This is a genomic window from Pedobacter sp. D749 (assembly GCF_019317285.1).
GTDB lineage: Bacteria > Bacteroidota > Bacteroidia > Sphingobacteriales > Sphingobacteriaceae > Pedobacter.
In genome coordinates this window covers 5,326,706-5,341,609 of record NZ_CP079218.1, presented here as the reverse complement: position 1 = coordinate 5,341,609, position 14,904 = coordinate 5,326,706, and the positions used below count along the sequence as shown (strand labels likewise).

Here is a 14,904-nt window from a genome sequence, read left to right as displayed (position 1 = left end):
CTTTATTAAATGACGGCTGAAAAAGTGAAGGCATCGATACATCAGGTGGTCGATGCCTACAAATCGAAATTATTGCGTTACCCTGAAGGTATTTTCCAAACAACCCCTCCAATTTCTGGCTGGAGTTATAGCGAGGTATATTCACATATTTTTGATTCGAGCCTACTTTCAATAATTGCCTTTGCGCACGCTGCAAATGGCAAAGGCGAGAACAAACCGACTCATTTTATGGTAAAGCTGATTTTATTACTAGGCGCTTTACCCCCTGCAAAAAAGTATAAAGTGCCCAAACGGCTGGCAGAGCGTGTAAAAAAGATCAGTAAAACAGAAGCCCTCGATTTTATTTTAGAATTTGAAAAAGCTCTGGACGATAACTATCCATTACTTGCAGATGCAACAACCAACAGCAAAACTAAACACCCAAGATTAGGTTATTTAAATGCTAAACAGTGGCTTAGGTTTATAGAAATACATTTAAAGCACCACCTAAAACAGTTAGAAAGAATAGAAAAGAGTTTTAAGGCGTAAATTAATTTCGCCATATTTGGTTAATCCTAAAATATGTGCTCATGAAATATATTTTTTATCTCTCCATGCTTGCGATATTTTGTGCTTGTAATAGCAGTGAAAAGAAAGAAAGCGCTCAGGCTGTTATTCCAACACCTACAGGGCTCCAGGGATTGCAAAAAAGCAATGTTGCGCAGCCGGCACAGCAGACTAAAAGTAATCTGATTTTTAATCCGCCGCATGGCGAAGCCGGACATACCTGTGCACTGGCCGTTGGTGCGCCGTTAAACCCTACGGCAAAAGTGCAGCCTCAACAAAACAAAAATCCACAGCCAACACCTGCTCCAGCGGCAGCTGTTGTAAATACCTCAGGAAAAAAGCTAAACCCTAAACACGGGGAGCCTGGTCATAGATGTGATATCGCAGTTGGCGCGCCTTTAGATAGTAGGCCAACGCAAGTGGTTACTACGACGCAACCTGCCGTTACGCAGGTATCGGGTGTGAAAGGAGGAAAAGGTTTAAACCCGCCGCATGGTCAGCCCAACCACAGGTGCGATCTTGCCATTGGTGCGCCATTAATCAGTAAACCTGCCCCGGCTGCAAACCCAGCACCAATTCCAACGCCTGATGCTAAAACTATCGATACAAAAGTGCTGGAAACAAAAAGTGAGGGCTAACCGCCACATAACCAATAAAAATATTTGAATTTAGGGTACCATACTTAACGCACATTTTTTTACATCTTTGCGGTAATGAAATTACCCGCTATAAAAGGTTTTGACGAAGAAGCATTTAACAAGTATTTAAAGAATACGGGGTGGTTAATGTTGGCTAGAGTTGGAAGTTTAGTAATCAAAATTTTAGTAGGCTTTGCAATTACCAATTATTTAGGAAAGACTCAAAATGGTATTTTAAATTATCCAACTGCATTTACAACGTTTTTTGTTGCAGCGGCCGCTCTTGGTTTAGATGGTTTTACTACCCGTGAACTTCTTCGTACACCAGAAAATAGAGATCGTTTACTTGGAACGGCTTTCTGGCTTAAGCTTGCTGGGGGAATTTGTATTATCCCACTTATATATTTTGCATATATTCTTTGGAATACGCATAAGCCCATTGAAACCCCGCTCATCTATATTGTGATTGTAGGGCTTACCGGAATAACTCAGGCTTTCTATATTACCGATAGTTATTTCCAATCTAAAGTACAAGCCAAATACGTTATGCGTGTTCAGGTATTCGGAAATATTATTTCTGCATTAATAAAATTGGTATTTATCCTTTTAAAATTAAATGTAGAATGGTTTGTTTTTGCTCTGCTACTTGACACTATAATTCTGGCAATTGGGTACGTTTATTTTTATAGCATAAAAGTTGGAAGTATTTTCAAATGGGTATTTGATTCAGCATTAGCAAAATACCTCGTCAAACATTCATGGCCGCTAGCACTATCTGCAGTTCTGGTTTCAATATACATGAAAATTGATCAGCTGATGGTGGAAAATTATCTTGGCACTGGCGCTTTAGGAATTTATTCAACCGTTGTAGCGTTAAGTGAAAGCTGGTATTTTATACCAGTTGCAATAGTAACTTCTGTATTTCCTGCAATTATGAATGCCAAAAGAGATAATCCGGAAAGATATATGAAACGTCTACAGAATATGTACGACATTATGGTTTGGATAAGTTTGAGCGTAGCACTTTTCATGACTTTTGCCTCACCAATTATATACCATATCGTTTATACTCCAGAATTTTGGGATGGTGCACATGTGCTAACTGTCCATGTTTGGGCAGGTATATTTGTTTTTTTAGGTAGCGCCAGCGGGCAGTATCTTATTGCAGAAGGATATACTAAGTTATCGATGCTCCGAACCGGAATGGGCGCAATGGTGAATATTGTTTTAAACGTATTATGGATACCAAAATATGGTATCATGGGGGCTGCACTTGCTACTCTTATTGCTTACTTCACAGCCACCTTTTTTATTTTATTAATTCCTAAAACACGTCAACAAGGTATAATGATGTTAAAATCATTATTTTTGGTCACAGCATTTCAAAAAATATTTAAACGTTGAGTACTCTTAAAGCATTAAGCACACTAATTGCAAAGCCTAGCAGGCTTAAAGCATTATTATCATACGGACATAAGGGCTACCTGAACAGCATTGGCTGGTTTACGGCCTTTGATAAAAAACAGGCCATAGACGGTCAAGGGAAGGCTTTACCGTGGGTAACCTATTCCTTTATCGATTTTATTAAAGAGCGAATAAACAAAACACAGCACATTTTCGAATATGGCTCTGGCAGTTCTACTATTTTTTATGCAGAAAGAGCTGGCTCGGTAACTTCTGTTGAACATGATAAAGGCTGGTTTGATAAAGTAAAAAATACCAGTCCGGGCAATGCTGAAATGATCTTCTGCCAATTGGAAAAAGATGGCGAATATGCTAAAAAAGCAACTTTGCTCGATAAAAAATTTGATATTATTATTGTTGACGGACGGGACCGTGTAAACTGTTGTAAATACAGCGTTGATGCTTTATCAGCAAATGGTGTATTGGTTTTGGATGATAGCGAACGTGAAGTGTATCAGCCCGCACGTGTGCTTTTAAAAGCCCAGGGTTTTAAAGAGATCAGTTTCAGCGGCATTTCTCCCGGACTCTTTTACGAAAAAGCAACTTCGGTTTTTTATAAGCAAGATAATTGTTTAGGTATTTAATCAGTCAGGATCATGTTAAGCGAAGAAGTAAAAACGGCCTACGATAATTTTTATACCAATAGCGATGTAGCCTGGAGAATGCTCGGTGCAAAATATAAAGCCCAGAACATTGTTGATGTGTGCAAAGGACTAAAACCTAAAAAAGTACTTGAGGTTGGTGCCGGAGATGGCAGTATTTTACATTTTTTAAATGAATGGCATTTCGCACCGGAACTTTATGCTTTAGAAATTGCACAAAGTGGTGTAGATATTATAGTGGATCGTAACCTCGCCAGTTTAAAAGAAGCGCAAACTTTCGATGGATATAAAATCCCTTATGAAGATGATACTTTCGATCTGGTTATTCTTGCGCACGTTTTAGAACATGTAGAACATGAGCGGATCCTGATCCGTGAATTGAAAAGAGTTGCAAAATATATTGTAGTAGAGGTACCTAAAGATTACCGCTTTGGTGTAGACGAAAGAATGAAACATTTTTTAGATTATGGACACATTAATATGTATACGCCAACTTCTTTAAGGTTTTTATTGCAGAGTGAGGGTTTACAAATTTTAGAAGATAAGGTATCGATGACTGCGCCTGAAACGGTAAAGTTTAATGAGTTTATTAATAGAAAAGCGCCAAAAACATTTGCTAAAAACTTAAAAATAGAACTGGAATACCTGGTTAAGAAAACCTTGGGTAATTTGTTTGGGAAGAAAAAGCAAGAGCAATTTGCCAATGCCTATACTGTGTTAACCAAAAAATCAGATCATAACCTGCAGATATTTTAATGATTGTGTGAATACAGAGCGCAATATATATCCAAACTTATATGAAACTTAAACTTCTTATGTTGTGAAACTGTAAACTGGATATACTTAGTTGGAATTTTATTCTGGCCATTTAACCATATAAGGAATAGAAGAAAATATAAGCGTATTGATCTTACTACCAAAATTAATTTAATATATTGCAGTAGAAATTAAATTCTGTTAAAAATACATCCCCAGTTAATTATTAATAAAGGATGTTGTTAACTAGAAATTATTTAAAGGACTTAGTTTACAAGGTAAACGGAGCAGCCATCGAGGTACACAGGACATTAGGCCCAGGGCTTTTAGAATGCACTTATCATAAATGCATGATTCACGAGCTGGAAATCAGAAATATTAATTTCAAATCTGAGTTAACTATCCCAATAGATTATAAAGGGTTAATAATTGATTCAGAACTAAGGTGTGATTTATTAATTGAAGACTCCCTAGTTGTTGAATTTAAAGCTGTTGAAAACGTTGTACCAATCCATGTAGCCCAACTGTTGACTTATATGAAACTACTAAAATTGCCTCTTGGACTAATGATAAATTTTAATTGTTTGCATATCTTTTCAGAAGGCCAAAAAACATATGTAAACGAGATATATGAATCAATTTATTGATATACTTTTGTCATAGCTTATATGAAACTTAAATTTCTTATATGGTAAAAATGCCTAGCCCGCTTAGTGATAAGCTTAATTGATAAATATAAATGCAAAGCCTTGCCCCAATAGCACTTTTCGTATACAACCGTCCGCAGCACACTGAGCGTACATTACAATTTCTGCAACAAAATGAATTGGCAGCACAAAGCCATTTGTATATTTTTTCTGATGGTGCCAAAACCGATCTGGATAGAGAAAAAGTTACTGCCGTAAGAAAAATCATCAAAAAAGCAGATGGTTTTAAGTCGGTTAAAGTAATCGAAAGTAAAGTTAATGCAGGCTTAGCCAATGCGGTAATTGCAGGAGTAACCCAGTTAATAGCAGAATACGATCAGGTAATTGTGTTTGAAGATGACCTCATTACCTCCCCGCATACCTTATCCTATTTCAACAACGCTTTAAACCATTACCGCGAAGAGGAAAAAGTAATGCACATCGGAGCCTATATGTATCCTTTAAAATCAGATAACCTTTCACCATCTTTTTTCTACAGGGCAGCCACAAGCTGGGGTTGGGCAACGTGGGGAAGAGCATGGAAAAACTTTGAACCAGATATTAACATTCTTATTAAACAATTTGATAAAAAGAAAAGGACTGCATTTTCAATCGACAATAAAATGAATTTCTGGAAACAGATGCAGGAATTTAAAAAAGGTAAAAACAATAGCTGGGCCATAAGATGGTATGCGTCAATCTTTTTAAAAGGAGGGATCACACTTAATCCGTCACAATCACTCGTTAACAATATTGGTCATGATGGTACGGGCGTACACTCAGGAATAAACGACATCTATAACGTAATTATCAACCCAAAACCAATTGTAGAATTCCCTACTGTAATAGCCGAAGACCCCATCGCCTACAAAGCCATCAAGAGCTTTTTGATTAAGCGAAAAGGCAATATGGTAACACGGGTCAGGCGTTTTGTAAAAGAAAAGCTGACACAGTATTTTTCTAAAAAATAATGAGCGGCAGTCTGTCAATCAAAAATAACTCATATAGCTCACCGTTGTAGGCAATTAAAAAAAATGACAAACCTTTTTTAATTGCTCATGTTGATTTTATACATCGAAACTATAAAAATAAAAAACATGAAAACGACAACAGAAACAGCAGAGGTATTAAACGATTTGATTCAAATTAATAACGATCGTATTGAAGGTTACGAAAAAGCCCGCCAGGAATTAAAAGATGAAGATGCCGATTTAAAGACGTTATTTCTAAATATGATAGGTGAAAGTCAAAAATATAAAATGGCATTGGCAACAGAAGTATCGGCTTTAGGTGAAGATATTGAAACAGGAACAACCAATTCGGGCAAAATCTACAGGGCCTGGATGGATGTTAAAGCACTTTTTACCGGCCACGACCGTAAAACTGTTTTAAACAATTGTGAATTTGGCGAAGATGCCGCTCAAAATGCATATAAAATGGCCTTAGAGGAAGAAAATATCCCTTCAAATATCAGAGACTTAATTTCAGAACAAAAGGCGTCTCTAAGAGTATCACATGATGAAATCAAAAGATTACGTGATGCTCAGGCATAAGTAAGTGAAATATAAAAAATAAAAAAATCTCCTTTGAATAATTAATTCGGAGGAGATTTTTTTTTATTACAGCCGTCATTCCCGCGCAGGCCTATCGTGTGGACACATCTTTTTGAGTTTAATTTTTTAGGCGTTTTGCTAGCTTCCTTAAATAACCCATTGTTTTAACCGAAGAACGCCGTCAATCCCAAGGGCCGGAGAAATCAAAAAAACAGGTGCAGAATAGAACAAATAGCATTGCCAAACCTAAAACGCAGTGGTTTTGTGTTCATAAACGCTAATTTAAAGTTTTAAAGAAGTATTGAACACAAAACGAGTGCCGCTGTTTTTTTGATGTGTATAGGATTGTGTAAAAGGCCCATTGCTGGATTGACAGAGCGCTTTGGGTACTTTGGCGCTCCAAAGTACCATGCCACCGCGGCATAGAGCGGAAAAGACAATGCTTGCTTAATTAATGTTTTGTAAATAAATGCCTTTTTATAACTGGAAAGATGCTGAAATAAATCCGATAGCTATCGGATCAGCATGACGACCACCTTAATGAAGTACTAAAAAAACATATATATAGGTAACAAAAGATGTGTCCACACGATAGGCGCAGGCGGGAATCTTAGAACTTATTGCATTACGATTCCCAATCGATCCGATAACTATCAGCTCGATTGGGAATGACGATCAACGGCGGAATAAATCAGTTAAGAAACTAAGATTCTAATTCGCGATCTAAATGTTCAGTAACACGCTGAATTGTATTATCAATAGTATTACTTAAAATAGTGAGGTAAGAACCTTTCTTAGCGGTTTCAATTGCGATTTGTAAACATTCCGTACTCTTATTGTTTACAATAATCTCTTTATTAGGATCAACCTCTCTAATCCCTTTTATCAGTAAATCGACCAGTTCCTGCTGTTGTCTGCCACGGAGATATTTCTCCTGACAAACGTAGATCTTATCAAACATCTGTGCAGAAATGCGGGCCGTTTCGATAATATCCTCGTCCCTTCTATCGCCGGTTGCTGAAATAATACCTACCTGTTCTGTAGCCTCAACGCCCTGCAAGAAACCTTTTACACCATTAAATCCATCAGGATTATGCGCAAAATCGACCAGCACTTTAAAATCTTTAAATCTGAAAATATTCATCCTGCCTGGCGTGTGTGCTGCTGAAGGAATAAAGGTTTCTAACGACAAACGGATATCTTCAGGTTTGTAGCCCCATAAATAGGCTGCTAGCGTCGCTGCCAGTACATTCTGAATCATAAAGTTTACAGAACCACCAAAGGTTAGAGGAATATGGGTGGCTTTATCTACCCTTAATTTCCAGTCGCCGGTTTTAATGGTGATGAACCCGTTTTCATAAATGGCCGCAATACCGCCTTTTCTACAGTGTTCTTTAACTACTGGATTGTTTTCATCCATGCTGAAGTAAGCAACATTACAACGGGCATCTTTAGCTATGCGAACGCAATAGCCGTTATCGGCGTTCAATACAGCCCAACCTTTGCGGCGCACCGCACCAATTACAACCGCTTTAACACGGGTTAAATCGTCAAGATTATGAATATCAGAAAGGCCAAGGTGATCTTCCTGGATGTTGGTCACCACACCAATGTCGCAGGCATTAAAGCCCAATCCTGCCCTTAAAATTCCGCCACGGGCAGTTTCCAATACGGCAAACTCTACTGTTGGGTCTTTCAAAATAAACTCTGCACTTACCGGCCCTGTTGTATCACCCTTCATCAGCATGGTATTGTGCACATATACACCGTCACTGGTGGTAAAACCTACGCGTTTACCGTTGCTGCGGATAATGTGCGCAATTAAACGGGTAGTGGTGGTTTTTCCGTTGGTTCCGGTTACGGCGATAATCGGGATCTGTGATAATTTCCCCTGTGGATATAACATATCAATTACCGGTGCCGCAACATTGCGTGGCAAACCTTCACTCGGCGCCAGGTGCATCCTAAAACCAGGAGCAGCATTAACTTCTAACACCACACCACCATTTTCAGTTAAGGGTTGAGTAAGGTTCTGCGCCATGATATCGATACCGCAGATGTCCAATCCGATTACCCTTGAAATTCTTTCACAAATAAAAATGTTCTGTGGATGAACAATATCTGTTACATCAATAGATGTTCCTCCTGTACTTAAATTGGCGGTCGATTTTAAATAAACCACCTCTCCTTTTTCCGGAATAGTCTCTAAAGTATATTCTTTTTTGGCTAATAAATCCAGGGTATCACGATCGACAGCTATTTCTGTTAACACATTCTCATGGCCATAACCGCGACGTGGGTCTTCATTCTCCTTATCAATTAATTCCTGGATGGTATGAATGCCATTGCCTTTTACATGAGCCGGATCACGTTGTGCCGCGGCAACCACTTTATGGTCGATTACCAGCACCCGGAAGTCAAATCCGGTAATAAATTTTTCTATAATCACCCGTCTCGAATACGTTTTGGCATATTCAAAAGCCGCCACAGCATCTTCCATTGTTTTCACATTAATGGTTGCACCTTTACCGTGGTTGCCATCAAGTGGTTTAAAAACTAAAGGAAATCCAACCTTTTTAACAGATGCTTCAAGATCGTCAGGATTTGAAATGGTTACTCCAGAGGCTACCGGAATGGCTGCTTCGGTGAGCAAACGTTTCGTTTCTTCCTTGTTGCTGGCAAGATCTACAGCAATGCTACTGGTTTTTTCGGTCATGGTGGCCCTAAAACGCACCTGATTTTTGCCATAACCCAGTTGTACCAACGAACTTTTGTTCAATCTTATCCATGGAATGCTTCTTTTTACCGCTTCTTCCACAATCGAACCTGTACTTGGGCCTAGGGCTTCCAGTTCACGTATTTCCTTCATCCTGCGGATATCATGTTCTAAATCGTACTCTTCATTATTGATCAAAGCCTCCGCAATTCTTACCGCAGCTTCCGCCGAGTAAACACCTACTTTCTCCTCCAGATAACTGAAAACCACATTATAAATGCCTTCGGTTTTGGTCATGCGCGTTCTGCCAAAACCAGTTTCCATACCGGCGAGTGTCTGAATTTCCAATGCAATGTGTTCAATCACGTGCCCCATCCAGGTGCCTTCTTTCACTCGCGTAAAAAAGCCACCCTCAACACCTTTCGAGCAGCGGTGGGTAAACATGCTTGGCAAAAGTTTCTCAATCCTTTCACTAAATCCTTCTATTACGTTTGTTGGTTTTTGCTCTAAATCTTCTAAATCCAGTCGCATCTGAATCAATTTCTTCCGGCTAATAGACCATATGTTTGGTCCTCTTAATACTTGTATATTTAATATCTTCATGTAATGTTTTGTTCGTTTTTTATGTTGCAGAAGGATTTATGAATCGCTCTTTATCCTCAATTTTTAGAATGAAATTGATGACTGTAAATTATACATTTATTTTGAAAATAGACGTTCCATTTAGCTAAATCAATTTTAAGGTGTATTTGTTTTATTTTCAAGTACAATCCTGTTAATTTTAAGTTATAATATTTTAACTTTTGTTAATAAATTGAATATTCTTTACAAAAAAAGTCGTGTTTTTTATCTTAAGCCTATATATTTGGGTTTTTTGATACAATTATAATACACAAAAAATGGTTCCGAAAGGTAAACTCATCATCATTGGTGGCGCAATAAACACAGGTAGCTTCGCAGAAACGCAATTCGGACTACCTGAGAACATGAATTTTTTTGAGCGTGGAATTTTAAAACGGATTACTACAGAATCATTAAGAGATACGCAATCTCGTTTCGAGATCATCACCACAGCATCATTAATGCCCGAGAAAGTGGGTGAAGAATATATTAAGGCTTATGCACAATTAGACGTGCATAATGTTGGTGTTCTTAATATTTCCAACCGTGAAGAAGCCAATTCTGATGAAAATTACGAGCGTATCAAAGCTGCAGAGGTAATTATTTTTACCGGCGGAGATCAGCTTCGTCTTTCTTCAATCTTTGGCGGAACAAAAATCCATCAGATCTTGTTAGAAAAATATAGAAATGAACCTGTTGTTATTGCCGGTACTTCTGCCGGGGCCGCTGCAAGTTCTAAAAATATGATTTACCAGGGTAGCAGTAAAGATGCTTTACTTAAAGGTGAAGTTAAAATTACAGGTGGGCTAGGCTTTATTGATGATGTTATTGTAGATACACATTTTGTTCAGCGTGGAAGAATCGGTCGCTTATTGTATGCCGCGGCCAGTAATCCTGGTATTTTAGGGATCGGTCTTGGTGAAGACACCGGGCTTTTTATCTCTGATGGCCATATAATGGAGGCTATTGGCTCTGGCATGGTAATTTTAGTAGATGGCCGCACTATGGCTGATACCAATTTAACTGATGTAGAAATGGGGCAACCTGTTTCGATTAAAAACATGGTGGTACACGTGATGTGCGATGGCGACGTTTATGACTTAACAGACCATAGCTTAGTGATCCACCACCCAAAGGTAATTCCGATAGCCTAATTCAGTAGCAGTTAACAGTGGGCGATTTTCAGCTAGGATTTACCCAATCTTGATATTTGTTACCTAAATCTTGCTACTTCCATCTTAATACCTGATACTAAAATCTTGATACTACAAAAATGAAACTAATCATACATGGCGGCTTCTTCAGCGAATCGTCTACCAACCAGGAAACAAAAAAGGCAAAACAAGATGCTTTGGCTTCGATTGTTGCGCTCGGACATGAGTATCTAAAAACGCATACTGCTTTAGAAACCGTTGTTTATACTGTTGCGCTGTTAGAAGATAACGAACTGTTTAATGCAGGTATCGGTTCGCAGATCCAAAGCGATGGAAAAGTAAGACTGAGCGCAGCGCTAATGGATGGTAAAACTGAAAAATTTAGTGGCGTAATTAATGTTGAAGATGTTAAAAATCCTATCCAAATTGCGCAGAATCTACTAACATATGATGACCGGGTGCTTAGTGGTGATGGTGCCCGGCAATTTGCAAGAACAAATGGATTTGAATATTTCAATCCGATTACCCAACAGCGCCAGTCAGAGTACGAAGCCAAATTAAATCAAAGGAATAATAAAGGAACGGTAGGCTGTGTAGCACTCGATGCAGATGGAAATTTAGCCGCAGCAACTTCTACAGGTGGAAAAGGATTCGAAATCCCTTGCCGGGTGAGCGATTCTGCAACTGTGGCAGGCAACTATGCCAATCAATATGCGGGTATTTCTTGTACCGGAGTAGGCGAAGATATTGTTAGCGGTGCCCTGGCTGCAAAAATTGTAACCCGCGTTACAGATGGTTTTTCTTTAAAGGAAGCGTCTGATAAATCTTTTGCTGAACTTAAAGCTTTTGATGGCTTTGCGGGCATTGTAGGCATTTCTGCAGCAGGCGAAGTATACCATTGCGACTCTCATCCTTACATGGTTTGGGCATCTTTTGATGTTAATTTACAGGTATTTAGCTGAAATTAGATTTAAAGTATTATTTTTGTTGCATGACCAAAATTGTATTGGCTTTAATTGGCCTTTTTGCATCATTACAACTACAAGCTCAAAATATAGATAAATCTGAGATCCAGGAACCTAATGGTAGTGCGATAAATATAGCAGTATCTAAATTTGACCTGGAGGATGGGAATTCTTTTTTTGAGGAAGCAGAAGATTTAGAGCGGAAAGGCGATTACAACGAAGCCCTCACCCTATTTGGCAAAGCAGCTTTTGAATACAATGCCGTAAAAAACTTCAATAGGTACGGACAGGCGGTTATCAAGATGAGCAGTATGCATTATCAACTTGGCCGTTTTACCGATGCGGAGCAGATTCTCTTAAACGTAGCCTTAAAAAATTATTCTAAAACTGGAAACAGAGCAGGAGTAATGAACACCTATAGCCTTTTAGGAAAAGTTTATTTGGCCAATACCAAGTACACCCAATCAATGTGGTTCTACACCCAGCAAGGTATTCTTGCAAAACAATTAAAAAGCAATAATGCTTATATCGAATCTATTTTAGGCATTGCCCAGGTTAAAATTAAAAAGAAAGATTTTACACTTGCCCTGAGAGATCTGAAATCAGCAGAATGGCTGGCCAACTCCATCAAAACCACTCAATATAAAACGCAGATTAAAGATGCCAGGGAAACAATCGCCAGCAAAACCACCAGTAAAAAAGTAAATCCGAGCTAGGCAAACGTTTTAATTTTGCTATACCTTCACACATAAAGCACACTATACAGCACTCAAAGGTCTGTAATTGGTCAAATTTGCCTTTTCATTAAAACAAAAAATAACGCTCAACGTTCTACGTAAGAAATTGTTAAATAAAAAGCTTTTAGTTAGATTTGATAAAGTTTTAACAAGAGACGGTAATAATGCTGTCTCTTTTTTGTTTTTTTGCTAAAATGGTATCATATTGGCTATATAGAATTGGAAATGGATTTTAAATCATTTAAAGAGATGTTAAAGAGAATATTTTTTGTAATTTTTACTGCAGCAGTACTTGCTTGTCATGCTGCACCTAAAACTCAGCCAATAGTTGAGGGGGTTACCAATGTGAAACCTGATGAGCAGCAACAACTTGTTATAAAAGAGGTTGTAAATTTGATTGAGAGTTACAATTATAAAAAAATTCAGATCAACGACTCTATATCTTCTATCATTTTAGATAAATACATCAAATCGCTTGATCAGGGCAAAAATTACTTCTTGGCATCAGATATCAAGGAATTTGAGAAATACAGATATACTTTGGATGATGATTTCAAAAATGGCGACCTGAGCGGCCCGTTTTTCATTTATAACGTTTATGCCAAAAGATTAAATGAATATTTTACTTATTCTCTGGCTCAGATTAAAACAAAATTTGATTTTAATCAAACCGACAGTTATGTATATGATAGAGAGAAGCAGCCCTGGGCAACTTCTTCAACAGCATTAAATGATACCTGGAAAAAACGTGTGAAGTATGAGTTGATTAGTCTTAATCTAGCTGGAACTACTGAAGCAAAAAATGTAGAAACATTAACGAAACGTTACCAGAACTTGCAGTCGCAGACATCTAAAACCAATAATCAGGATGTTTTCCAGATTTTAATGGATGCATTTACCGAATCGATTGATCCACATACAAATTACTTTATACCAACGAAAGCCACAGAGTTTAATGAAGAAATGTCTCGCTCTTTTGAAGGTATTGGTGCCCGTTTACAATTAGAAAATGAAGTAGTTAAAATCTCTGAAATTATTGCTGGTGGACCTGCATTTAAAGGCAAACAACTGAGTGCTGGCGATCGCATTATTGCTGTAGCCCAAGGTGATGGAGAATTTGTTGATGTGATAGGCTGGAGATTGGATAATACCGTATCGAAAATTAAAGGTCCGAAAGGAACTAAAGTGCGTTTAAAAGTTATCCCTGTTGGAAAAGAAATGTCATCTAAACCAGTAATTATCGAATTGGTTCGTGATAAAATTGTTTTGGAAGAAACATCTGCCAAGAAAAAAGTTAAAACCATTAACAGTAATGGCAAAGAATATAAAATCGGGATTATTACCCTACCAGCATTCTATGCTGATTTTAAAGCAGCAAATGCAGGTGATAAAAACTACAAAAGCACTACCAGAGATGTTAGGAAATTAATCGACTCGTTAAAAACATACGATAAGGTAAATGCAATCGTAATGGATTTACGTGGAAACGGTGGAGGATCATTAGTTGAAGCCATTTCATTAACTGGTTTATTTATCGATAGAGGTCCTGTAGTTCAGGTGAAAGATTTACGCGGTAAAATTGAAGTGGACGAGGATGAAAATAGCGGTGTAACCTGGAACGGTCCTTTTGGTGTAATTGTAGACCGCTTAAGTGCATCTGCATCAGAAATTTTCGCCGGAGCCATACAAGATTATGGCCGTGGTATTATTATGGGTAGCCAAACTTATGGTAAAGGTACCGTTCAATCTTCCATCGATTTAAATAAACTGGTAAACCCAAGCATGTTGCAAAAGATAGCAGGATTAATTTCTAAAGATAAAACTGTTGGCACTTCGCCAAGCGGAACAAGCCCGGCTGACATTAACTTGGGTCAGATTAATTTAACCATGGCTAAATTTTACCGTGTAGCAGGAAGCAGCACTCAACATAAAGGGGTAACGCCTGATGTGGTTTTCCCTTCACTTTATCCGATGGATAAAATTGGAGAGGATACTGAATCATCTGCCTTACCATGGGACGTTATTCCAAGCTCAAACTTTAAAGCAGTTGCCAATCTAACTCCGGTTAAAGCGCAATTGGTTAAAAACAGCGAGCAGCGCATCGCAAATTCATTGGATTTTAAATACCTGAAACAAGATATTGCAGACCTTAGAAAACGCGATAGTGAAGTTTCTATAACTTTAAACGAGGCAAAACTTAAAGCTGAGCGCGATGCGCAAGAAGCTAAAACACTTGCCAGACAGAATGAATTAAGAGCATTAAGAGGATTGCCAGCCATTAAAAAAGGAGATAAAATTACCAAGCAAGACGCTTTCGATTTTATTGAAGATGAATCATTGAAAGTAATGGGCGATTTTATGCAACAATCTGGCAACTATGTGATGAATCTTGGTGTAGCTTCACCTAAACTTTAATAAAAGAAATCTAACAATAGCGAGCTATCTTATTTAGGTAGCTCGCTTTTT

At 38.1% G+C, this 14,904-nt stretch carries 13 protein-coding genes; 12 read left to right on the top strand and 1 reads right to left on the bottom strand.

Translation table 11 applies throughout. The features are described 5' to 3' along the window. The first annotated feature begins 9 nt into the window (after window positions 1–9). From KYH19_RS21950 to KYH19_RS21915, 8 genes are all read left to right on the top strand, one after another. The gene (locus KYH19_RS21950; RefSeq protein WP_219076781.1) at window positions 10–528 is read left to right on the top strand and encodes a DUF1569 domain-containing protein; all 519 of its coding nucleotides are present in this window, start codon (window positions 10–12) and stop codon (window positions 526–528) included. Between the two features lie 41 nt (window positions 529–569). Beyond that, window positions 570–1,184: a hypothetical protein gene (locus KYH19_RS21945; protein WP_219076780.1), complete on the top strand. Its 615-nt coding sequence runs from the start codon at window positions 570–572 to the stop codon at window positions 1,182–1,184. Between the two features lie 75 nt (window positions 1,185–1,259). Next, entirely contained in the window at window positions 1,260–2,588 is a 1,329-nt protein-coding gene (locus KYH19_RS21940; protein ID WP_219076779.1) for a flippase, read from the top strand. After that, window positions 2,585–3,232: a class I SAM-dependent methyltransferase gene (locus KYH19_RS21935; RefSeq protein ID WP_219076778.1), complete on the top strand. Its 648-nt coding sequence runs from the start codon at window positions 2,585–2,587 to the stop codon at window positions 3,230–3,232. The genes KYH19_RS21940 and KYH19_RS21935 overlap by 4 nt, the downstream gene beginning before the upstream one ends. Before the next feature lie 12 nt (window positions 3,233–3,244). Further along, the gene (locus tag KYH19_RS21930; protein ID WP_219076777.1) at window positions 3,245–4,006 is read left to right on the top strand and encodes a class I SAM-dependent methyltransferase; all 762 of its coding nucleotides are present in this window, start codon (window positions 3,245–3,247) and stop codon (window positions 4,004–4,006) included. A 236-nt stretch (window positions 4,007–4,242) separates the two neighbouring features. After that, window positions 4,243–4,653, top strand: a complete 411-nt coding sequence (locus KYH19_RS21925) for a GxxExxY protein (RefSeq protein WP_219076776.1) — start codon at window positions 4,243–4,245, stop codon at window positions 4,651–4,653. A gap of 92 nt (window positions 4,654–4,745) precedes the next feature. Continuing rightward, entirely contained in the window at window positions 4,746–5,663 is a 918-nt protein-coding gene (locus KYH19_RS21920; protein ID WP_219076775.1) for a glycosyltransferase, read from the top strand. Window positions 5,664–5,789: 126 nt separating this feature from the next. Beyond that, window positions 5,790–6,245 (top strand): PA2169 family four-helix-bundle protein, encoded by a 456-nt coding sequence (locus KYH19_RS21915; RefSeq protein WP_219076774.1) that lies wholly within the window; start codon window positions 5,790–5,792, stop codon window positions 6,243–6,245. Between the two features lie 703 nt (window positions 6,246–6,948). Here the strand turns inward: KYH19_RS21915 and cphA are convergent. Further along, window positions 6,949–9,564, bottom strand: a complete 2,616-nt coding sequence (cphA, locus tag KYH19_RS21910) for a cyanophycin synthetase (protein ID WP_219076773.1) — start codon at window positions 9,562–9,564, stop codon at window positions 6,949–6,951. Between the two features lie 296 nt (window positions 9,565–9,860). Between cphA and KYH19_RS21905 the strand changes: the two genes are divergently transcribed. From KYH19_RS21905 to KYH19_RS21890, 4 genes are all read left to right on the top strand, one after another. Next, window positions 9,861–10,736: a cyanophycinase gene (locus tag KYH19_RS21905; RefSeq protein ID WP_132395464.1), complete on the top strand. Its 876-nt coding sequence runs from the start codon at window positions 9,861–9,863 to the stop codon at window positions 10,734–10,736. A 119-nt stretch (window positions 10,737–10,855) separates the two neighbouring features. Next, on the top strand, window positions 10,856–11,698 hold the full coding sequence (locus tag KYH19_RS21900; RefSeq protein ID WP_193419200.1) for an isoaspartyl peptidase/L-asparaginase: 843 nt from the start codon (window positions 10,856–10,858) through the stop codon (window positions 11,696–11,698). Window positions 11,699–11,727: 29 nt separating this feature from the next. Next, the gene (locus KYH19_RS21895) at window positions 11,728–12,417 is read left to right on the top strand and encodes a hypothetical protein (protein WP_132395466.1); all 690 of its coding nucleotides are present in this window, start codon (window positions 11,728–11,730) and stop codon (window positions 12,415–12,417) included. A gap of 270 nt (window positions 12,418–12,687) precedes the next feature. Then, window positions 12,688–14,853, top strand: a complete 2,166-nt coding sequence (locus tag KYH19_RS21890; RefSeq protein ID WP_255562492.1) for a carboxy terminal-processing peptidase — start codon at window positions 12,688–12,690, stop codon at window positions 14,851–14,853. Window positions 14,854–14,904 lie beyond the last annotated feature (51 nt).

What these genes read in the sequence shown, in the direction of transcription:
- KYH19_RS21905 (WP_132395464.1), top strand. Translation starts at nt 9,861, where the DNA reads ATGGTTCCGAAAGGTAAACTCATCATCATTGGTGGCGCAATAAACACA.
- KYH19_RS21940 (WP_219076779.1), top strand. Translation starts at nt 1,260, where the DNA reads ATGAAATTACCCGCTATAAAAGGTTTTGACGAAGAAGCATTTAACAAG.
- KYH19_RS21930 (WP_219076777.1), top strand. Translation starts at nt 3,245, where the DNA reads ATGTTAAGCGAAGAAGTAAAAACGGCCTACGATAATTTTTATACCAAT.
- KYH19_RS21945 (WP_219076780.1), top strand. Translation starts at nt 570, where the DNA reads ATGAAATATATTTTTTATCTCTCCATGCTTGCGATATTTTGTGCTTGT.
- KYH19_RS21895 (WP_132395466.1), top strand. Translation starts at nt 11,728, where the DNA reads ATGACCAAAATTGTATTGGCTTTAATTGGCCTTTTTGCATCATTACAA.
- KYH19_RS21920 (WP_219076775.1), top strand. Translation starts at nt 4,746, where the DNA reads ATGCAAAGCCTTGCCCCAATAGCACTTTTCGTATACAACCGTCCGCAG.
- KYH19_RS21950 (WP_219076781.1), top strand. Translation starts at nt 10, where the DNA reads ATGACGGCTGAAAAAGTGAAGGCATCGATACATCAGGTGGTCGATGCC.
- KYH19_RS21925 (WP_219076776.1), top strand. Translation starts at nt 4,243, where the DNA reads ATGTTGTTAACTAGAAATTATTTAAAGGACTTAGTTTACAAGGTAAAC.
- KYH19_RS21890 (WP_255562492.1), top strand. Translation starts at nt 12,688, where the DNA reads ATGTTAAAGAGAATATTTTTTGTAATTTTTACTGCAGCAGTACTTGCT.
- KYH19_RS21900 (WP_193419200.1), top strand. Translation starts at nt 10,856, where the DNA reads ATGAAACTAATCATACATGGCGGCTTCTTCAGCGAATCGTCTACCAAC.
- KYH19_RS21915 (WP_219076774.1), top strand. Translation starts at nt 5,790, where the DNA reads ATGAAAACGACAACAGAAACAGCAGAGGTATTAAACGATTTGATTCAA.
- cphA (WP_219076773.1), bottom strand. Translation starts at nt 9,564, where the DNA reads ATGAAGATATTAAATATACAAGTATTAAGAGGACCAAACATATGGTCT.